This window comes from Escherichia sp. E4702 (assembly GCF_963883545.1).
In the GTDB taxonomy this organism is placed as follows: domain Bacteria; phylum Pseudomonadota; class Gammaproteobacteria; order Enterobacterales; family Enterobacteriaceae; genus Escherichia.
This window is the reverse complement of record NZ_CAWORF010000019.1, coordinates 38,435-57,875: the sequence shown is the minus strand read 5'-3', so window position 1 is coordinate 57,875 and position 19,441 is coordinate 38,435. Positions and strand designations below refer to the sequence as shown.

The following is a 19,441-nucleotide window of genomic DNA, read 5'->3' as shown; positions in this document are numbered from 1 at the left end:
CACGGCAGAATATTGCTTAAAAATGTAATGGCGTCATAGGAAATTATTGCTATACGCAAATGTTGTAACTTTCTGCCGATTTTGTAGAATCAGGTAATTGGGTAAATATGCTGCTGTAAAAGTCTATTTATGCAGCGAAGTGGCGTACTGATAGTTATTTTGTTACGTGTATTAACATGCTTAGTTTATACGAAAAAATAAAGATAAGACTGATTATTTTATTTTTGTTGGCTACGCTGTCATTTATTGGTCTTTTTTTCATCATTAACTATCAGTTGGTATCGGAAAGGGCGGTAAAACGTGCCGATAGCCGCTTTGAACTTATTCAAAAAAATGTAGGTTATTTTTTTAAAGATATTGAGCGTGCTGCCTTAACGTTAAAGGATTCGCTGTATTTATTGAAAAACAGTGAGGAGATTAAACGTGCCGTCATTCTGAAAATGGAAATGATGCCATTTCTGGATACGGTAGGATTGGTGCTGGATGATGATAAATATTATCTCTTTACCCGTCGGGCGAATGATAAAATCATTGTTTACCATCAGGAAAAAGTAAATGGGCCACTTGTTGATGAGGCAGGACGCGTCATCTTTGCCGACTTTAACCCGTCCCAGCGGCCCTGGTCGGTGGCATCAGACGACTCGGGTAGTAGCTGGAATCCGGCCTACAACTGCTTTGATCGGCCAGGGAAAAAGTGTATCTCTTTTACTCTACGAATTAATGGCAAAGACCGTGACTTACTGGCGGTTAATAAGATTCATGTCGACTTAAACTGGCGCTATCTGAATGAATATCTTGATCAAATCAGTTCGACTGATGAAGTCCTGTTTTTGAAACAAGGCCATGAGATCATCGCCAAAAACCAACTCGCCCGTGAAAAACTGATTATTTATAATAGCGAAGGAAACTATAACATTATTGATTCTTTCGACACGGAATATATCGCAAGAACATCAGAAGTTCCAAATAACGCGTTGTTCGAAATATATTTTTATTATCCCACAGGTAATTTATTTAACGCATCGGATAAACTCTTTTATCTACCATTTGCATTTATTATTATCGTATTGCTGTTGGTTTACTTAATGACCACGCGTGTGTTTCGTCGACAATTTTCCGAAATGACAGAACTGGTCAATACGCTGGAGTTTTTGCCCGATTCTTCTGAACAAATGCAGGCATTGAAAATCCGTGAAGGCGATGCGAAAGAGATTATCAGCATCAAAAATTCCATAGCGGAAATGAAAGATGCCGAAGTTGAACGTTCGAATAAACTGCTCTCGCTAATCTCCTACGATCAGGAGAGTGGATTTATCAAAAACATGGCGATTATTGAATCTAATAATAGCCAGTATCTGGCTGTCGGGATCATCAAACTGTGCGGGCTGGAAGCTGTCGAAGCTGTGTTTGGCGTCGAGGAACGCAATAAAATCGTCAGGAAACTGTGTCAGCGAATTGCCGAGAAATATGCGCAATGCTGCGATATAGTGACATTCAATGCCGATCTCTATTTATTATTATGCCGGGAAAATGTACAGACCTTTACCCGCAAAATAGCGATGGTAAATGATTTCGACAGCAGCTTTGGTTATCGTAATCTGCGTATACACAAATCTGCCATTTGTGAACCGTTGAAGGGTGAAAACGCCTGGAGTTATGCCGAAAAGCTGAAACTGGCGATTTCCAGTGTCCGTGACCATATGTTCTCTGAGTTTATTTTCTGTGATGACGCGAAACTCAACGAAATTGAAGAGAATATCTGGATTGCGCGTAATATTCGCCATGCAATGGAAATAGGCGAACTGTTTTTAGTCTATCAACCGATTGTTGATATGAAAACCAGAGACATTGTTGGCGCAGAAGCATTATGCCGCTGGATCTCTGCGGAACGAGGAATAATCTCACCGCTGAAGTTTGTTACGATTGCTGAAGATATTGGGTTTATCAATGAGCTTGGCTATCAAATTATTAAAACCGCGATGGGGGAATTCAGGCATTTTAGCCAGCGTGCGACCCTGAAGGACGGTTTCTTACTGCATATTAATGTTTCGCCCTGGCAGCTAAACGAACCACACTTTCATGAGCATTTTACAACTATCATGAAAGAGCATGATCTGCAGGCGAATAGTATCTGTATTGAGATCACTGAAACAGTGATCGAACGAATTAATGAACATTTTTATCTCAATATTGCACAACTGCGTAAACAAGGGGTAGGGATATCGATTGATGACTTTGGCACAGGGCTGTCAAACCTGAAACGTTTTTATGAAATTAACCCTGACAGCATAAAAGTAGATTCGCAATTTACCGGCGATATTTTCGGCACCGCGGGAAAAATTGTACGCATTATCTTCGACCTGGCACGCTATAACCAGATTCCGGTGATTGCAGAAGGTGTTGAGAGCGAAGAGGTTGCGCGTGAATTAATGAAATTAGGCTGTGTTCAGGCCCAAGGGTATCTGTACCAGAAGCCTATGCCATTCTCTGCCTGGGATAAAAGTGGAAAGTTAGTAAAAGAGTAGTTTAGGTATGTCCAGAATCAATAAATTCGTACTTACAGTCAGTCTGCTGATTTTTATTATGATTTCGGCAGTTGCCTGCGGGATCTACACTCACCTGCGGGATCTACACTCAAATGGTGAAAGAACGGGTGCATGGCCTGAAACAGTCCGTTATTGATACTGCTTTTGCGGTGGCAAATATTGCTGAATATCGGCGTAGTGTGGCAATTGATCTCATCAATACGCTAAATCCTACGGAAGAACAATTGCTGGTTGGCTTACGCACAGCCTATGCCGATTCGATTTCTCCTTCTTATTTGTATGATGTTGGGCCTTATCTGATTTCCAGTGATGAATGTATTCAAGTAAAGGAGTACGAGAATAACTATTGTACAAATATCATGCAGGTGGTTAAGTATTTGCATGTTAAGAATACGGGGTTTATCTCTTTTGACGGTAAAACCTTCGTCTATTATCTCTACCCGGTTAGCCATAATCGTAGTCTGATATTTTTGCTTGGGCTGGAGCGCTTTTCTTTACTGTCAAAATCACTGGCAATGGACAGCGATAACCTGATGTTCTCACTTTTTAAGAATGGCAAACCGGTTACTGGTGATGAATATAACGCCAAAAATGCCATCTTCACTGTTTCGGAAGCGATGGAGCACTTCTCCTATTTACCGACAGGATTGTATGTGTTTGCCTATAAAAAAGACGTTTATTTTCAGGTATGTACGTTGATCATCTTCTTTGCAGCATTGGTGGCAGCTATATCAGGGGCCAGCTGCCTCTATCTGGTACGCAGAGTGATCAATCGGGGCATTGTTGAAAAAGAAGCCATTATTAATAACCATTTTGACCGCGTGCTGGACGGTGGGCTTTTCTTCTCGGCGGCGGATGTCAAAAAACTCTACAGCATGTATAACTCAGCATTTCTTGACGACCTGACCAAAGCGATGGGCAGAAAATCCTTTGACGAAGACTTAAAAGCCTTGCCGGAAAAAGGCGGATATTTGTGCCTGTTTGACGTCGATAAATTCAAGAACATTAACGACACCTTCGGCCATTTGTTGGGCGATGAAGTGTTGATTAAGGTTGTGAAAATCCTTAAATCACAAATTCCGGTGGATAAAGGCAAAGTCTATCGTTTTGGCGGCGACGAATTTGCGGTGATTTATACAGGTGGAACGCTGGAAGAGTTGCTATCGATATTAAAAGAAATCGTTCATTTCCAGGTGGGGAGCATTAATTTAAGCACCAGCATCGGCGTAGCACATTCAAATGAATGTACCACCGTTGAACGGCTGAAAATGCTGGCAGATGAGCGACTGTATAAGAGCAAGAAAAACGGCAGGGCGCAGATTAGCTGGCAATAATGTTTATTAGCAGGCCGGGAAAATAAATTTGCCCGGCCTGGCATTAATTAAACCCGACTACCCCACAAATCGTACTCATCGGCATGCTCGACTTTCACACGCAGGATGTCGCCCGGCTTAACCTTGGTTTCACCGTTGAGATAGACCGCGCCGTCGATTTCCGGTGCATCAGCCATACTGCGGCCAATCGCGCCTTCTTCATCCACTTCGTCGATGATCACCAGAATTTCACGGCCAACTTTCTCCTGCAGGCGCTCGGCGGAAATCTGTTGTTGCAGTTGCATGAAGCGATTCCAGCGTTCTTCTTTCACTTCTTCCGGGACCTGGTCCGGCAGAGCATTGGCATCTGCGCCTTCAACCGGGCTGTATTTAAAGCAGCCAACGCGATCCAGACGTGCTTCTTTCAGGAAGTCGAGCAGCATCTGGAAATCTTCTTCCGTCTCGCCAGGGAAGCCGACAATAAAGGTTGAACGCAGGGTCAGTTCTGGGCAGATTTCACGCCATTTTTTGATACGCGCCAGTTGGCGATCCACCGAACCCGGGCGCTTCATCAGTTTGAGAATACGTGGGCTGGCATGCTGCAGCGGAATATCCAGATATGGCAGGATTTTGCCTTCAGCCATCAGCGGGATAACGTCATCCACGTGCGGATAAGGGTAAACGTAGTGCAGACGTGTCCAGATCCCCAGTTTCGATAACTGTTCGCACAGGCTGACCATGCTGGTTTTTACCGGCTCGCCGTTGTGGAAGCCAGTACGGTGTTTAACATCTACGCCATAGGCGGAAGTATCCTGGGAAATCACCAGAATCTCTTTAACACCCGCATCAACCAGACGTTTCGCTTCGCTTAATACTTCGCCAATCGGGCGGCTCACCAGATCGCCGCGCATTGAAGGAATAATGCAGAAGGTGCAGCGGTGGTTACAACCTTCGGAAATCTTCAGATAGGCATAATGACGTGGGGTCAACTTAACACCCTGTTCCGGCACCAGGCTCAGGAACGGATTGTGTTTCGGTTTTGGCACGTAGTGATGAACGTGCTCCAGAACCTGCTCGTAGCTATGAGGCCCGGTGATTTCCAGCACTTTCGGGTGGACTTCGCGGATCTGATCTTCTTTTGCCCCCAGACAACCAGTCACAATCACCTTGCCGTTTTCATTCAACGCTTCGCCAATGGCTTCCAGAGATTCTTGCACCGCGCTGTCAATAAAGCCGCAGGTGTTAACGATCACCATATCCGCGTCGTCATAGCTCGGTACAACGTCATAACCTTCAGTACGCAGTTCGGTCAGAATGCGCTCTGAATCGACAAGGTTTTTCGGGCAGCCAAGGGAAACAAAGCCGATTTTCGGCTGGGGAGTTACTTTGCTCATAGCTTAAAAAATATTCAGTTACAGGAAAGGTCAGGGCAGGGATTCTACAGAGTTCTGGATAAAATTTGTATCGTAATCTGGTCAACAGGCGAGGAAAACGCCCCAAATATCGGGGCGCAAATGATTGTCATGCTACTGGGTTTTCAGTTAGCGCCTTCGCAGGCTGGCTGCTGGATTTGTCCCGCAGCGTAAAGACCGAAATAATCGTGAAGCAACCGGCAATCGCCCCCAGGATTAGATAGGTTTCAGCAAAGCCAATGGTGTCATACAGATAGCCAGCAATGGGTGAATAGATTGCCGTGGCGATGGATGCCACAAAAAGCACCAGCAGGTATACCGTCGAAGAGAGCTTATGATCAAAGTTAGCCGCGATAAATTTAAACACAGACACCAGGATCAGTGGTTTTTCGATGGCGTGCATCATTTTAACGGCCGCAATCCACACAGGTCCCAGTTGGATAGCTGAACCGGCAATGCGTAGCGACATAATGGTTCCGGCAATCACTAATGCCCATTTGGCGCCAGTGCGGTTAACAAACCACGGCATCAGACAGAGAAATAAGGTTTCTCCACAGACCTGGACAGAAGCCAGAATTCCGTACCAGCGATTGCCTTCTTCTGGCGTCGGAAATTGCAGCGAAAAATATTGTGCGAATTGTTGATCGTAAGTGTCATAAATTTGCGTTACGAACAGAGTGAACATCAATAAAAACCAGAACTGACTATTTTTCGCCAGTTCAAGTGCATGGATAGCTTTCAGCGAATTGGTTTTTTCAATTTCCGCCTCGGTCAGTTCAATTTTGGTAAACATAAAGCAGATTGCGGCGATCACAATGGCACAGCTTGCCAGCCAGAAAGAGAGATTAGGGCTGGTATCAATGTATTTACCCACAATCCACGCGGCGGCAGCCCATCCCAGAGAGCCCCACATTCTTACGCGACCATATTCAAAATGATAACGGCGCGAAACTTTATCTATCCAGGAATCCAGAACGCCACAGCCAGAATTAAAAATGATCCCCAGGTAAACACCACCCAAAACAGCGCCCAGCCAGAAGTTATGAACCAGAAGCGGGGCATACACATAAATAAAGAATGGGCCTACGGGAAGTAATAATGCGACGAGGATCCAGATGAGTTGTTTCTTAAGACCAAATTTATCGGAGATGAAACCGAAGAACGGCTGCATTAATAACGCAATGAAAGCATTAACGGAATAAAGCAATCCTGTGCGTGTGGCGGTAATTTCCAGATGCTGTGTCGTCCATATGACAAAAAATGCCATCGTTGCCGACCAGGCGAAGAGGTACAGAAAATCGAAAATACTGAGCAAAATATAATTACGTTTACCGGGCAATAACATAGCCATATCCTCAATCACTGGCGTTGGGTCATTTACCGTTGGCACAGGCATTAGCTGTGCTTACTGGTTATTGTTTTGGTATGCATCTCCGGAAATGTCATACGTTAACAATTTCATTTTTACTCTGACCCTGACCGCGATGATTAGGCAATGTGTTAAATGAATGTTTGAGATTTACATCACAATTATTGCTGATAATAAAAAAGATTTAGCGAAACAGATCACTAAATCTTTTTATGAGAACGTATTACTTTTATGCCTTTCTTGTTAGCTCATCTGCCAGTGTGCGAAGGTGTTCAGCAATATTCATCAGATCAGTCTGTGGTGAGTGCAGGGGACCAGCAGAGTTACGCACGACCAGGCGACTGGGAAGGATGGTAGAAGAGCGGAGCATCGCGTGTTCATCATCCGGCTGTAAAATTTGTTGAACGGCAATTTTCCCTTGTAAATCAAAGTCGATTGCGACGGTCGTTAGCGAAGGTTCAAAAAACGCACTCTCATAGGTGTCGTCATAGCCTATGACAGAAATATCTTGTGGGATTTTACGTTTTTGTTGATGTAAGGCGCTTAATGCCCCCAATGCCATCTGATCATTGGCGATCAGAAGAGCGGTCGCCTGTGGTGTTTCACGTAGCATCTGTAACGTCGCCAGATAGCCGCTTTGAGCGTCCCAATGACCGTAATGAATGGCCAGCGGCGTCAGTTGGAGTGAAGCGAGGGTGTCGCGCCAGGTATTGAGTCGTAGCCGCGCTGGTACTGAATTTTCAGGGCCAGAGATCAAGCAAAATTGACGATGCCCCAAATCGTAAAGATGTTTCACGCTGGCGCGTGCACCTTCTGCGGGATTAAAAGTGACGTTAAATACCGGGCTATAAGGGTCCACGTCGAGAAACAAACACAATACATCGCTGTTTTCAGCAACCAGTGTTTCAGCCAATGCCGTTTCCAGCGGTGCGTTGATAATAATCTTTGTTACCCGTTGTGCTTTTAATTCATTAATTGCAGCCTGAATACCTTTAATATCAACATCGTCAATCATGGATATCAGCACCTGATATCCCTGTTCTCCGGCATATTTTTTCACTGCTGCCGCAATTTGCGAGGGGGCATGCAGGGCAAGTGAAGTTGTAACCAACCCGACCGTTTTGCTCTCTTTCCCTACCAACTGTTGAGCTACGCGGTTTGGAACGTACTTAAGTTCGGCAATGGCTTGTTCAATTTTTTGACGTGTTTTAGCAGACACGTTCGCTGAATTGTTAAGCACCCTCGACACTGTCTGATAAGAAACATTGGCATGACGAGCAACATCGGCAAGGGTTGCAGCTTTGGTTTTCATATTCGCCCCGGCTAAAAGATTTGTCACAGTATACCGCAGTGAATGTCATACGTATCACGCTCACCTGTCTCAGTGCCGGTAAGCTGAACCGACGAACCTGTTTGAAGGGAAAAACGCGTACTTGATCACATTCCTGCCGGACATTCCTTGCATAACGAAGCAATAAATTACTAGATGACAGTATTGTGAACGAATAACATTTTTTGTCTGTTTAAAACAATTCAGGAGTCAGCATGGACAAGTACCCACCGATCATCCCCAGAGCCCCATGGTTACTTCATGGAGCTGATTACAATCCGGAGCAATGGTTACATGTCCCTGGGATTCTGGAGAAAGATATCGCCATGATGCAACAGGCTGGTTGTAACACCATGTCGGTGGGCATTTTTAGCTGGTCAATACTGGAACCCACAGAGGGTGAGTATCGCTTTGACTGGCTGGATGAGGTGCTGGATAAACTTCATGCTGGTGGGATCTCTGTCTTCCTCGCAACACCAAGCGGAGCCAAACCCGCCTGGCTTGCTGCTCGTTATCCGGAGGTTCTGAGAGTTAGCGCCTCACGCGAGAAAATGCTTCACGGTGGTCGCCATAATCACTGCCTTTCTTCGCCAGTGTATAAAGATAAAGTGACGCAAATTAACCGTAATCTGGCGCAGCGATACGCCAATCATCCGGCGGTTCTGGGATGGCATATCAGTAATGAGTATGGCGGAGAGTGTCATTGTAATGGATGCCAGCAGGCGTTTCGCCGTTGGTTGCAGACGCGTTACGCCACTCTTGAGGCGCTTAATCAGGCATGGTGGACTGGCTTCTGGAGCCATACATACACTGACTGGTCACAAATTGAATCTCCTTCCCCAATAGGTGAAATGTCCAACCACGGTTTGAATCTTGACTGGCGGCGCTTTGTCACATCGCAGGTAAAAGAGTTCTATCAAATGGAAATCGCGCCGTTAAAAGCTGAACGCCCCGATTTACCTGCGACGACCAATTTTATGTGGTATTTCAATGACTACAACTACTGGACATTAGCCGAAGTGGTTGATTTTGTGAGTTGGGATAGCTACCCCATGTGGCACAAACAGGAAGATGAACGCGCCGTAGCCTGTAAAACAGCGATGTATCACGACCTGATGCGTACCTTGAAAAATAAACCGTTTATTCTGATGGAATCCACGCCCAGTCAGACAAGCTGGCAGCCAACCAGCAAATTGAAAAAGCCGGGAATGAATATTCTTTCTTCCTTACAGGCCGTCGCTCACGGCGCAGACGGCGTGCACTATTTTCAGTGGCGTAAGAGTCGTGGTGCCGTGGAGAAGTTTCATGGCGCGGTGGTTGATCACGTCGGTCATCTGGAGACGCGTACCGGGCGCGAAGTCATACAACTGGGGCAACGGCTGGCTCATCTTAAACAATTGGTTGGGACGAAAACGCAGGCAAAAGTTGCCATTATTTTCGACTGGGAGAACCGCTGGGCGGTCAATGATGCTGCCGGGCCGCGCAATTGCGGTATCCACTACGAACAAACGGTAGTGGAGCATTACCGACCTTTCTGGGAGCAGGGCGTGGCGGTCGATATTATCAATGCTGATTGTGATCTTACGGGTTATCAGTTAGTTATCGCCCCAATGCTCTATATGGTTCGCGATGGATTTGCTGCTCGTGCTCGTGCCTATGTCGAAGCTGGTGGCAATTTTGTCACCACTTACTGGTCCGGGATTGTCAATGAAACCGATTTATGTCACCTGGGTGGGTTCCCTGGCCCGTTGCGTGACCTGATGGGCGTATGGGCTGAAGAGATTGATAGTCTTAATGATTATCAGCATAACGACGTTATCTGCGAGCCGAATGCGTATGGACTGCAGGGGCAATGGCAGGCACGGGAATTATGTTCGGTTATTCACGCCGAAGGTGCTCAGGTTCTGGCGCGCTATGGTGAGGATTTTTATGCGGGTACACCTGCGTTAACGGTAAATCACGTCGGACAAGGTCGTGCTTTTTATGTGGCTTCGCGTAATGATGCGTCATTTCATCAAGCGTTTGCCGCGATGTTGATCAACACACTTCATCTCCCAAAAGCACTTGCTACTGAACTTCCTGCTGGCGTTATTGCAACGCGTCGGGCAGACGGCGATCAGGAATGGGTTTTTGTACAAAATTACACTGCTCATGTACAAAATGTTGTGCTTCCTGGAGCGTGGCGAGTGGCGGAAACGGGCAAGGCTTGTTCACAACAATTAGAACTGGCGCCGTGGGGATGTGAGGTACTGGAAAGAGAAATAATGTAAATTCTTATTAATAAGATGTGAAGTATTGATCCTTGACAGCATTTTGCTCAAAAAATGGCCATACTATTTAATTGCAATAAGGCTGGAAAGAGGAGGATCGAAGTATGTTCGTTGACAGACAGCGAAGCGACCTGCTGAACCGGTTGAAAGACGCACAAGTTGACCTCGCTGCATACGTGCATCTGAGGAAGGCCAAAGGATACATGTCCGTCAGCGAAAGCAATCATCTACGAGATAACTTTTTTAAACTGCATCGCGAATTGCACGATAAATCGCTGCGGTTGAATCTTCATCTGGATCAGGAAGAGTGGGGTGCTCTTCATCACGCTGAAGAAGCATTAGCGACAGCCGCAGTATGTTTGATGAGCGGGCATCATGATTGCCCGACTGTTATTACCGTCAACGCCGATAAGCTTGAAAATTGTCTGATGAGCTTAACGCTGAGTATCCAGAGCCTTGAAAAGCACACCATGCTTGAGCAGGCCTGAAAACTAAGGGGGAGAATGCATCTCCCCCTTCATGTTTAAGTTTATGTAAAAATGCATTTGTTGCGCTTTTGACTGACTACGCTTTAAGCCAGAGTCAATCCGGAGGCGTTATGCATCGACAATCTCTTTTCCTTGTGACCCTTTTCTGTGTTTCTTCCGCTCTCTGGGCGGCACCTGCAACGGTAAATGTCGAAGTATTGCAAGACAAACTCGACCATCCCTGGGCGCTGGCCTTTTTACCCGATAATCACGGTATGTTAATCACGCTGCGTGGTGGCGAGTTACGCCACTGGCAAGAAGGAAAAGGATTATCTGCGCCGCTGGCTGGTGTGCCGGAAGTCTGGGCGCACGGGCAGGGAGGCTTGTTGGATGTAGCTTTAGCGCCTGATTTTGCCCAGTCTCGCCGCATCTGGTTAAGTTATTCAGAACAGGGAGATGATGACAAAGCCGGTACTGCCGTAGGTTATGGCCGTTTGAGCGATGATCTGACAAAAATAACGGATTTCCGCACTGTTTTTCGTCAGATGCCTAAGCTTTCTACCGGTAACCATTTTGGTGGACGGTTGGTGTTTGACGGCAAAGGTTATTTGTTTATTGGTCTGGGGGAAAACAATCAGCGCCCGACGGCGCAGGATCTGGATAAATTACAGGGCAAACTGGTGCGTCTGACCGACCAGGGCGAGATCCCGGATGATAATCCTTTTGCAAAGGAATCCGGTGCGCGCGCTGAGATCTGGTCTTACGGCATTCGTAATCCGCAAGGGATGGCGATGAATCCGTGGAGCAATGCGCTGTGGCTGAATGAACATGGCCCGCGCGGTGGTGATGAAATTAATATCCCGCAAAAAGGCAAAAACTACGGCTGGCCGCTGGCAACCTGGGGAATCAACTATTCGGGCTTTAAGATACCGGAAGCGAAAGGGGAAATCGTTGCCGGAACCGAACAACCGATTTTCTACTGGAAAGATTCGCCTGCCGTGAGCGGTATGGCCTTCTATAACAGCGACAAATTCCCCCAGTGGCAGCAAAAATTATTTATTGGCGCGTTAAAAGACAAAGATGTCATCGTGATGAGCGTCAACGGCGACAAAGTGACAGAAGATGGCCGCATATTAACGGACAGAGGGCAGCGAATTCGTGATGTTCGCACTGGGCCCGACGGTTATTTGTACGTATTGACCGACGAGTCCAATGGCGAATTACTGAAAGTAAGTCCACGTAATAATTAGCTAACGGGAATCATCACCACTTTACGCACTGCGGGGCGTTCAGTGAGCTGTTGATACCAGCGTTCCAGATTTGGACGCGGTGTCCAGGTCAGACCGACGTTAAACAAATTGTAGATAAACGGTGCAATAGCGATATCACCCACGCCAAATTTATCACCAGAGAACCATTTCACTTTTGCCAGTTCAGCATCAAGAAGGGCAAACAGAGCGTCGCATTCCTTGCAACTGGCATCAATGGCGGCCTGGTCGCGTTCTTCAGGCGGTGTTCTGACCAATCCCATCAGGATCCCGCGATGGGCATTACTGAGCGTCTGGTTTGCCCAGTCCATCCATTTTTCCGCTTCTGCACGACGTGCTGGCGAGTCGATCCACAAGCGGTTTTGCCCGTACTGTGCTGCCAGGTAGCGGACAATGGCGTTCGATTCCCAGAGAATTAAATGACTTTCGTCGTCGCGCAACAGCGGCACCAGCCCGTTGGGATTCATCGCCAGAAAGTCGGCGTCATGGTTTACTCCAAACTCACGGCCCGCGAGAATTTGCTCATAAGGCAGATCCAGTTCTTCGAGCGTCAGCAACACTTTTTTTACGTTGGTTGAATTATTCCGACCCCACAGCGTAATCATACTCACCCCTTTTTACACAGGCAGCCACAGGCTGAACAGGACTCTGATGGTGGAGTAAAGTTAACTTTTAAGCAACAGTTGGTAAAAAAATGACGCCAGAAGCAGCGAAGCGGCAGGATATTGCATAAACTTTAAAAACTTTACCAACTTACGGTTTCTTTAAGTTTGTGTGTGCGTTATTAATCACCGAACTTATCATACGGCGATATAACGTATTTTTTTTGAATGGATACTCGGGTGGCATTTATGACGCAATACTCCTCTCTCCTTCGTGGTCTTGCAGCGGGTTCTGCATTTTTATTCCTTTTTGCCCCAATGGCATTCGCGGCGGAACAAACCGTTGACGCGCCGAGCGTGGATGCGCGTGCATGGATTTTAATGGATTACGCCAGCGGAAAAGTGCTGGCTGAAGGTAATGCGGATGAGAAACTGGACCCAGCCAGTCTGACCAAAATCATGACCAGCTATGTGGTTGGGCAGGCGCTCAAGGCCGATAAGATTAAACTCACCGATATGGTGACGGTCGGTAAAGATGCCTGGGCGACGGGGAATCCGGCGCTGCGCGGTTCATCGGTGATGTTCCTCAAACCGGGCGATCAGGTTTCGGTGGCTGATTTAAACAAAGGCGTGATTATTCAGTCCGGTAATGACGCCTGTATTGCGCTGGCAGATTACGTCGCGGGCAGTCAGGAGTCATTTATTGGCTTGATGAATGGTTATGCTAAAAAATTGGGCCTGACCAACACCACCTTCCAGACGGTGCACGGCCTCGACGCACCGGGGCAGTTCAGTACCGCACGCGATATGGCCTTGCTGGGCAAAGCGTTAATCCACGATGTACCGGAAGAGTACGCCATTCATAAAGAGAAGGAATTTACCTTCAACAAGATTCGCCAGCCTAACCGTAACCGTCTGCTGTGGAGTAGTAATGTCAATGTCGATGGCATGAAGACCGGTACTACGGCAGGAGCCGGTTACAACCTGGTGGCCTCCGCGACCCAGGGCGACATGCGTTTGATCTCTGTGGTACTGGGAGCGAAAACCGATCGTATCCGTTTTAATGAGTCCGAAAAGTTGCTCACCTGGGGCTTCCGTTTCTTTGAAACCGTGACACCAATTAAGCCTGATGCCACCTTTGTGACCCAGCGAGTCTGGTTTGGCGATAAGAGTGAAGTGAATCTCGGTGCTGGCGAAGGCGGATCGGTGACTATTCCGCGTGGACAACTGAAAAACCTGAAAGCCAGTTATACATTAACCGAACCGCAGCTCACCGCACCGCTGAAAAAAGGCCAGGTCGTCGGAACCATTGATTTCCAGCTTAACGGTAAATCTATTGAACAGCGTCCGCTGATCGTAATGGAGAATGTGGAAGAGGGGGGATTCTTTGGTCGGATGTGGGATTTCGTGATGATGAAATTCCATCAGTGGTTTGGTAGCTGGTTCTCTTAATCTTTAGATGACCGGATGACGCGTTGACGTCATCCGGTGATGCTTAATTAATACATTAACTTAATACGCTGCGTTTGCGCGAACTTCACATACTCATCTTCCGGACTACGATCGCTTACTACGATATCAAAGCGTTTCAGGTCGCCCATGCGTGCCGGACGTACCTTACCAAACTTACTGTGGTCGACAACCAGCACATGCTTTTGCGCCATCGACATAGCCCAGTGTTTTACCGGCAACTCTTCAAGATTAAAACAGGTTGCGCCTTTTTTGATATGTACACCCGCAGCGGAATAAAAAGCGATATCCGGACAAAAATTATTCAGCGTTTGTTGAAAATCGATAGGTTTGAAGATGGCGTTGCTGGCGTGAAATTCTCCACCACTAAGAAACGCCCGGCAATGTGGTTTCTCTTGCAGCGCCAGAAAGGTATTTAGTGAATAACAAACGGCGGTGAAAGGGATTTCATTATCAATCGCTTCAATAATCCAGGGCGTAGTGGTGCCGCAGTCAAAAAAGAGGGTCTGACCGGGTTCTACCAACGTCGCGGCCAGTTTCGCAGCGCGGCGTTTTTCTTCCACCAGACGGGATTTTTGGTCGCTTAGCAGGTAATGGCTGGCGCTGCGTGGTTCGAGAACGATATAGCCGCCGAGTAATACGACGGGGGCGCTGTTGTTATTCAGGTCGCGACGAATCGTCATCTCTGAAACCCCAAGTAGGGCGGCGGCGTCCTTCAGATGTAACTTATCGCTGCGTTTTAATTCCTGGAGTAATTGCCCGATGCGCTCTTCGCGACGTGTTTCCATATTCCCTCTGAATAGTTATTGAAGCGAGCCGCCTGATATTACACGTTTTATCCGAAATCAGCCACGTACCCAGCCTTTACGGATCGGTAAGGCGAAACAGAAGCGATACCACGATTGCAGTCGCTGGTAGAGCATCGCCCCCGCAGCTTGCCAGATAATCTGCGCGCTAAGGCAACCAATCATTCCCGCTAACAATCCACCAAGCATATCCAGTGGCCAGTGGACGCCAAGGTAGACCCGCGACCAGGCAATAATTACGGCCAGCACCATGAGAAGCGATCCGGACCACAAACGATGCCAGATTAAAAATGCCAGAGCGAAGGTGAAGATCACTGTGCCGTGATCGCTCGGGAAAGAGTCATCCGCCGCATGGTGCAGGAAGTTATAGCCGATATTCTCGACAAACGGGCGGTCATGCGGAAATAAATGACCCATCCCCCAGGAAACAAACAGACTTACAGCCAGTGCGATCGCTATTTTTATCACTATCTGCCGTTGCGCCGTACGTCCCCACAGCCAAAGTACCCCGGCCAGTAGCGGCACCACGGTGATCAAATCTTTGGCAATAAAAATCGCCAACGAGATCATCCACGGAGAAGAATCTGGCGTGGCATTAATTAGAGAGAATAATGAGTAATTGAGATTTTCCAGCATAACTTCCAGACTCATAAGGTGTTTAATGGGGAGCCGTCAGGCAAGGCGGTGAGAATAAGGTGCATGTTAAACAGGGTAAAGCGGCATCGTCTTATTTCTCATAAGCGGCCCGTATTATGTGAAGTAATGGTAACGCGCGGTAGTTAAATAAAGCTTAAAAAAGAGAGTCTAATCGCCGATTAATGTAAGAATGTGCTTAAGGGGCAAAAATTGCTTTCTCGTTAGCCGCGCTTTTATTAAACTTTGCGCGATTATTATTGGCGAAGAAATTGCATGCAAAATAGATTAGCTAATGGTACCAGACTTGGACGTCAGGCATTACTTTTCCCTCTCTGTCTGGTGCTCTACGAATTCTCAACCTATATCGGTAACGATATGATTCAGCCCGGTATGTTGGCCGTGGTTGAACAGTACCAGGCGGGCATTGATTGGGTTCCTACCTCGATGACCGCGTACCTTGCGGGTGGGATGTTTTTACAGTGGCTGCTGGGGCCATTGTCGGATCGTATTGGTCGCCGTCCGGTGATGCTGGCGGGCGTAGTGTGGTTTATCATCACTTGTCTGGCGATATTACTGGCGCAAAACATTGAACAATTCACGCTGTTGCGCTTCTTGCAGGGCATAAGCCTCTGTTTCATTGGCGCTGTAGGTTACGCCGCAATTCAGGAATCCTTCGAAGAGGCGGTTTGTATCAAGATCACCGCGCTGATGGCGAACGTGGCGCTGATTGCTCCGCTACTCGGCCCGTTGGTGGGCGCGGCGTGGATCCATGTGCTGCCCTGGGAAGGGATGTTTGTATTATTTGCCGCATTGGCAACGATCTCCTTCTTCGGCCTGCAACGTGCCATGCCAGAAACCGCCACGCGTATAGGCGAGAAACTGTCGCTGAAAGAGCTCGGGCGTGACTACAAGCTGGTGCTGAAGAATGGTCGCTTTGTTGCGGGGGCGCTGGCACTGGGGTTTGTTAGTCTGCCGTTGCTGGCGTGGATTGCCCAGTCGCCGATTATTATCATAACCGGCGAGCAGTTGAGCAGCTATGAATATGGTTTGCTGCAAGTTCCCATTTTCGGCGCATTAATTGCGGGGAACCTACTGCTGGCGCGACTGACCTCGCGTCGCACCGTACGTTCGCTGATCATTATGGGCGGTTGGCCGATTATGATTGGTCTGTTGGTCGCCGCTGCGGCAACGGTCATCTCATCGCATGCGTATTTGTGGATGACCGCAGGGTTAAGTATTTATGCTTTTGGTATTGGTCTGGCGAATGCGGGACTGGTGCGATTAACCCTGTTTGCCAGCGATATGAGTAAAGGTACTGTCTCGGCGGCGATGGGGATGTTGCAAATGCTGATTTTCACTGTCGGTATTGAGATCAGTAAACACGCGTACCTGAACGGCGGCAACGGTCTGTTTAATCTCTTCAACCTTGCCAACGGAATTTTGTGGCTGCTGCTGATGTTTATCTTTTTAAAAGATAAACAGGTAGGAAATTCACACGAAGGGTAAAAAAATGCCTGATTGCACAACGCAATCAGGCATTTTCGAATTAATGGTGATGGTCATCGATCTGATGTTCGATAACCATCCCTTCGCCAACGCTGGCAAGGTGACGAACATACGGATGTGGACGGTAAGCTGGAGCAGGAGTCGGAGCCACATAGACGGTTTGCGGCACAGTAGCGACACTGACTGCTTGTGGAACGCTGACAGAATCAGGGACCACTACCACTTTGTATCCACTCGGCACATCGACGGTAACGCTTTGCGCCATCGTTGCACCGGCAAAGCTCATGAGAAACGCGCCCAGCAAAACATAATTCTTCATAATCATTTCGCCTGAAATAATTCGGTGGGTTAATTTCTGCGAATTATGCAGCCTTCATTCAGGCGTTGTGTTGCCGGGCGTGCTGCCGTTTTATTGATTAAATGGCGCTTCGTGTTTAAGAACTTTATCAATCACGTCCAGTACGCCTTCACGGTTATTGGAACCTGCACGATATTTCGCCGCTGCAACAACCGCGCTGCCGGCATTTTCCATTGCGAAGCTGTACCCTGCCTGACGCAGCATCTCAATATCATTACCGCCATCACCAAAGACCACGACTTCGCTGTCGTCTATTCCCCATAATTTCTGGAGTTGACGCAGACCATTGGCTTTATGCACGCCGGGGATGATTAAATCGATGCTGCCGTTGCCGGTATGCACTGGCACCATAATATCGCCGATGGCTTCATGTAATGCTTTCTGCACTTGTGGAATCAGTTCATCGGAAAGATTCAGGCCAAACTTGAAGAAGATATCTTCTAAGTTGTCAAAGTTATCGACGTATTCCAGACGGTGATAATACATTTCCGCCACAGTTTTCATGGCATCGTCATATTTTTTGAGGGTATAGGCGCTATTTTTACCGCAGGCAATAATCTCCACTTCCGGGCGCGTCAGCAAATGCGCCACGACAGTGGCAAAAGCATCTTTCGATAGCTCACCATTAAAAACATCTTTGCCTTCGCTCACTACCCAGCCGCCATTTTCCGCCACAAAAGCAATTTCATCGGCAATTTCGGGGAAGAATGAGATCAACTGATAATATTGATTCCCGCTGGCAACCACAAAGCGAATACCTTGTGCTTTCATCTGCTGATATTGGGCCATAAACCGCTCGCGGTTATAGGTTTTTTGATCGCTTAAGAAAGTACCGTCCATGTCTACCGCAATTAATTTAATGCCCATCAACTATTCTCCATCGCAGTCTGCGTTTTTGTATTGGGTTTGGCGACGGCTTTTGCGACGATAGCCGCGAGAATAACCAGCGCCAGTACAACCAGCATTGCACTACGTAATCCATAATGTTCGCCGAGATAGCCCAGCAGCGGCGGCCCGACGAGGAAAGCCAGATAACCGGTCGTGGCCACTACGCTGACACGGGTTGGCGCATCGGGGCCGGTATCACTGGCGGCTGAAATGGTCAGCGGGAAGCCCAGCGAGGCACCCAGTCCCCAAAGTACAACAGACACTCCGGCGACCCAGGCGCTATCAACAAAAATAATTAGCCCGATACCCAACGCACCCATTAGTGCACTGGCACGTACCACGGCAACGCGGCTGTAGCGATCAATAAACCAGCCGCCGGTAAAACGTCCAACGGTCATCCCCAGGGTAAAACCGGCATAAATCAGCGAGCCGGAAGTAGGGCTAAAACCGTGACCATCAACCATTAATAAGGGTAACCAGTCGTTGGCAGAACCTTCTGCAAAAGCCATTGCCAGCACCACGACACCAATTAATAGCAACTGAATATCGCGATAAAAAGGAACCCCTTTTTCACTATGCTGCGTGCCATCGGCAGCATTTTTTCCCGTACCGTCAGGGATTGCCTGAATAGCGATATAAATAGGCGCGATGCCCACCAGCGCCGCCAGCAAAATGTGAACAGTTGCCGGAATGCCAAAGGCCGTCAGCGCCATCCCTACACCAGCCCCCGCCAGCGTACCGAGACTGTAGAAGCCATGCATCATCGGCAAAACCGTTTTATTCATTTCTCTCTCAACGGCAGCACCTTCAACGTTTATCGCCACTTCTGCGGAACCAAAACTGGCGCCAAAAACGCCAAGACCAACGGCAAAGAGCACAGGAGATGTCAGCCAGAGCGCCAGACTTAATATCATCATCCCGATCAATGCGCAGGACATCGTGACCAGGATGACATTACGCGTCCCAAAGCGTTTTACTAACCACGCCGAGGAGAGAATGCCGCTCATCGAACCGATTGACAGACCAAAGAGCACTCCGCCCATTTCGGCGATAGAGACAGAAAGAATGTCGCGGATAGCGGGCGTTCTGGTTGCCCAGGAAGCCATTAGAAGGCCCGGCAAAAAGAAGAACATGAACAGCGCCCAGGTACGGCGTTTCAAGGCATTACGTGAAGAATTTACTGTCATAGATCACGTCAAA

Annotated in this window: 15 protein-coding genes and 1 pseudogene; 7 read left to right on the top strand and 9 right to left on the bottom strand. The window is 47.8% G+C overall.

What is annotated here, in order from left to right; all coding sequences use genetic code 11:
• Positions 1-176: 176 nt before the first annotated feature.
• Entirely contained in the window at positions 177-2,525 is a 2,349-nt protein-coding gene (locus AACU94_RS12460) for a sensor domain-containing phosphodiesterase (RefSeq protein WP_135489519.1), read from the top strand.
• 7 nt (positions 2,526-2,532) lie between these two features.
• Positions 2,533-3,880: pseudogene (locus AACU94_RS12455) on the top strand (diguanylate cyclase).
• A 47-nt stretch (positions 3,881-3,927) separates the two neighbouring features.
• Here the strand turns inward: AACU94_RS12455 and rimO are convergent.
• From rimO to AACU94_RS12440, 3 genes are all read right to left on the bottom strand, one after another.
• Positions 3,928-5,253 carry a 30S ribosomal protein S12 methylthiotransferase RimO gene (gene rimO, locus AACU94_RS12450; protein ID WP_130205175.1) on the bottom strand — a complete coding sequence of 442 codons (1,326 nt, stop codon included), beginning with the start codon at positions 5,251-5,253 and terminating at the stop codon, positions 3,928-3,930.
• A 127-nt stretch (positions 5,254-5,380) separates the two neighbouring features.
• A complete protein-coding gene (locus AACU94_RS12445; RefSeq protein ID WP_135489544.1) occupies positions 5,381-6,616 on the bottom strand; it encodes an oligosaccharide MFS transporter in 1,236 nt (411 codons plus the stop codon).
• Positions 6,617-6,869: 253 nt separating this feature from the next.
• On the bottom strand, positions 6,870-7,952 hold the full coding sequence (locus AACU94_RS12440) for a LacI family DNA-binding transcriptional regulator (RefSeq protein ID WP_135489517.1): 1,083 nt from the start codon (positions 7,950-7,952) through the stop codon (positions 6,870-6,872).
• A 233-nt stretch (positions 7,953-8,185) separates the two neighbouring features.
• Here AACU94_RS12440 and AACU94_RS12435 point away from each other — a divergent pair, with 233 nt between their 5' ends.
• From AACU94_RS12435 to yliI, 3 genes are all read left to right on the top strand, one after another.
• On the top strand, positions 8,186-10,240 hold the full coding sequence (locus tag AACU94_RS12435; RefSeq protein WP_135489516.1) for a beta-galactosidase: 2,055 nt from the start codon (positions 8,186-8,188) through the stop codon (positions 10,238-10,240).
• Between the two features lie 104 nt (positions 10,241-10,344).
• Positions 10,345-10,728 (top strand): biofilm formation regulator BssR, encoded by a 384-nt coding sequence (bssR, locus tag AACU94_RS12430; protein ID WP_130214762.1) that lies wholly within the window; start codon positions 10,345-10,347, stop codon positions 10,726-10,728.
• A 110-nt stretch (positions 10,729-10,838) separates the two neighbouring features.
• On the top strand, positions 10,839-11,957 hold the full coding sequence (yliI, locus tag AACU94_RS12425) for an aldose sugar dehydrogenase YliI (RefSeq protein WP_135489515.1): 1,119 nt from the start codon (positions 10,839-10,841) through the stop codon (positions 11,955-11,957).
• Here the strand turns inward: yliI and gstB are convergent.
• On the bottom strand, positions 11,954-12,580 hold the full coding sequence (gstB, locus tag AACU94_RS12420; RefSeq protein WP_135489514.1) for a glutathione S-transferase GstB: 627 nt from the start codon (positions 12,578-12,580) through the stop codon (positions 11,954-11,956). The genes yliI and gstB overlap by 4 nt on opposite strands.
• Before the next feature lie 246 nt (positions 12,581-12,826).
• Between gstB and dacC the strand changes: the two genes are divergently transcribed.
• Entirely contained in the window at positions 12,827-14,029 is a 1,203-nt protein-coding gene (gene dacC, locus AACU94_RS12415; RefSeq protein ID WP_130222153.1) for a serine-type D-Ala-D-Ala carboxypeptidase, read from the top strand.
• 47 nt (positions 14,030-14,076) lie between these two features.
• Here the strand turns inward: dacC and deoR are convergent, their stop codons facing one another.
• Together deoR and ybjG are read right to left on the bottom strand one after the other, a co-directional pair.
• On the bottom strand, positions 14,077-14,835 hold the full coding sequence (gene deoR / locus AACU94_RS12410) for a DNA-binding transcriptional repressor DeoR (RefSeq protein ID WP_135489513.1): 759 nt from the start codon (positions 14,833-14,835) through the stop codon (positions 14,077-14,079).
• Between the two features lie 57 nt (positions 14,836-14,892).
• Positions 14,893-15,489, bottom strand: a complete 597-nt coding sequence (gene ybjG / locus AACU94_RS12405) for an undecaprenyl-diphosphate phosphatase (protein WP_130215049.1) — start codon at positions 15,487-15,489, stop codon at positions 14,893-14,895.
• A gap of 273 nt (positions 15,490-15,762) precedes the next feature.
• On the opposite strand from ybjG, the gene mdfA reads away from it, so the two are divergent.
• Entirely contained in the window at positions 15,763-16,995 is a 1,233-nt protein-coding gene (mdfA, locus tag AACU94_RS12400) for a multidrug efflux MFS transporter MdfA (RefSeq protein ID WP_135489512.1), read from the top strand.
• A gap of 40 nt (positions 16,996-17,035) precedes the next feature.
• Here mdfA and ybjH read toward each other — a convergent pair whose 3' ends face one another.
• The 3 genes from ybjH to AACU94_RS12385 all read right to left on the bottom strand — a co-directional run bounded on the left by ybjH (position 17,036) and on the right by AACU94_RS12385 (position 19,428).
• On the bottom strand, positions 17,036-17,320 hold the full coding sequence (gene ybjH / locus AACU94_RS12395; protein ID WP_074399644.1) for a protein YbjH: 285 nt from the start codon (positions 17,318-17,320) through the stop codon (positions 17,036-17,038).
• A gap of 84 nt (positions 17,321-17,404) precedes the next feature.
• Positions 17,405-18,220: a 5-amino-6-(5-phospho-D-ribitylamino)uracil phosphatase gene (gene ybjI / locus AACU94_RS12390; protein WP_130205195.1), complete on the bottom strand. Its 816-nt coding sequence runs from the start codon at positions 18,218-18,220 to the stop codon at positions 17,405-17,407.
• A complete protein-coding gene (locus tag AACU94_RS12385; RefSeq protein ID WP_135489511.1) occupies positions 18,220-19,428 on the bottom strand; it encodes an MFS transporter in 1,209 nt (402 codons plus the stop codon). Before AACU94_RS12385 ends, ybjI begins: the two co-directional genes overlap by 1 nt.
• Positions 19,429-19,441 lie beyond the last annotated feature (13 nt).

What these genes read in the sequence shown, in the direction of transcription:
- ybjH (WP_074399644.1), bottom strand. Translation starts at nt 17,320, where the DNA reads ATGATTATGAAGAATTATGTTTTGCTGGGCGCGTTTCTCATGAGCTTT.
- mdfA (WP_135489512.1), top strand. Translation starts at nt 15,763, where the DNA reads ATGCAAAATAGATTAGCTAATGGTACCAGACTTGGACGTCAGGCATTA.
- AACU94_RS12385 (WP_135489511.1), bottom strand. Translation starts at nt 19,428, where the DNA reads ATGACAGTAAATTCTTCACGTAATGCCTTGAAACGCCGTACCTGGGCG.
- AACU94_RS12460 (WP_135489519.1), top strand. Translation starts at nt 177, where the DNA reads ATGCTTAGTTTATACGAAAAAATAAAGATAAGACTGATTATTTTATTT.
- yliI (WP_135489515.1), top strand. Translation starts at nt 10,839, where the DNA reads ATGCATCGACAATCTCTTTTCCTTGTGACCCTTTTCTGTGTTTCTTCC.
- AACU94_RS12435 (WP_135489516.1), top strand. Translation starts at nt 8,186, where the DNA reads ATGGACAAGTACCCACCGATCATCCCCAGAGCCCCATGGTTACTTCAT.
- ybjG (WP_130215049.1), bottom strand. Translation starts at nt 15,489, where the DNA reads ATGCTGGAAAATCTCAATTACTCATTATTCTCTCTAATTAATGCCACG.
- dacC (WP_130222153.1), top strand. Translation starts at nt 12,827, where the DNA reads ATGACGCAATACTCCTCTCTCCTTCGTGGTCTTGCAGCGGGTTCTGCA.
- rimO (WP_130205175.1), bottom strand. Translation starts at nt 5,253, where the DNA reads ATGAGCAAAGTAACTCCCCAGCCGAAAATCGGCTTTGTTTCCCTTGGC.
- deoR (WP_135489513.1), bottom strand. Translation starts at nt 14,835, where the DNA reads ATGGAAACACGTCGCGAAGAGCGCATCGGGCAATTACTCCAGGAATTA.
- ybjI (WP_130205195.1), bottom strand. Translation starts at nt 18,220, where the DNA reads ATGGGCATTAAATTAATTGCGGTAGACATGGACGGTACTTTCTTAAGC.
- AACU94_RS12445 (WP_135489544.1), bottom strand. Translation starts at nt 6,616, where the DNA reads ATGTTATTGCCCGGTAAACGTAATTATATTTTGCTCAGTATTTTCGAT.
- gstB (WP_135489514.1), bottom strand. Translation starts at nt 12,580, where the DNA reads ATGATTACGCTGTGGGGTCGGAATAATTCAACCAACGTAAAAAAAGTG.
- AACU94_RS12440 (WP_135489517.1), bottom strand. Translation starts at nt 7,952, where the DNA reads ATGAAAACCAAAGCTGCAACCCTTGCCGATGTTGCTCGTCATGCCAAT.
- bssR (WP_130214762.1), top strand. Translation starts at nt 10,345, where the DNA reads ATGTTCGTTGACAGACAGCGAAGCGACCTGCTGAACCGGTTGAAAGAC.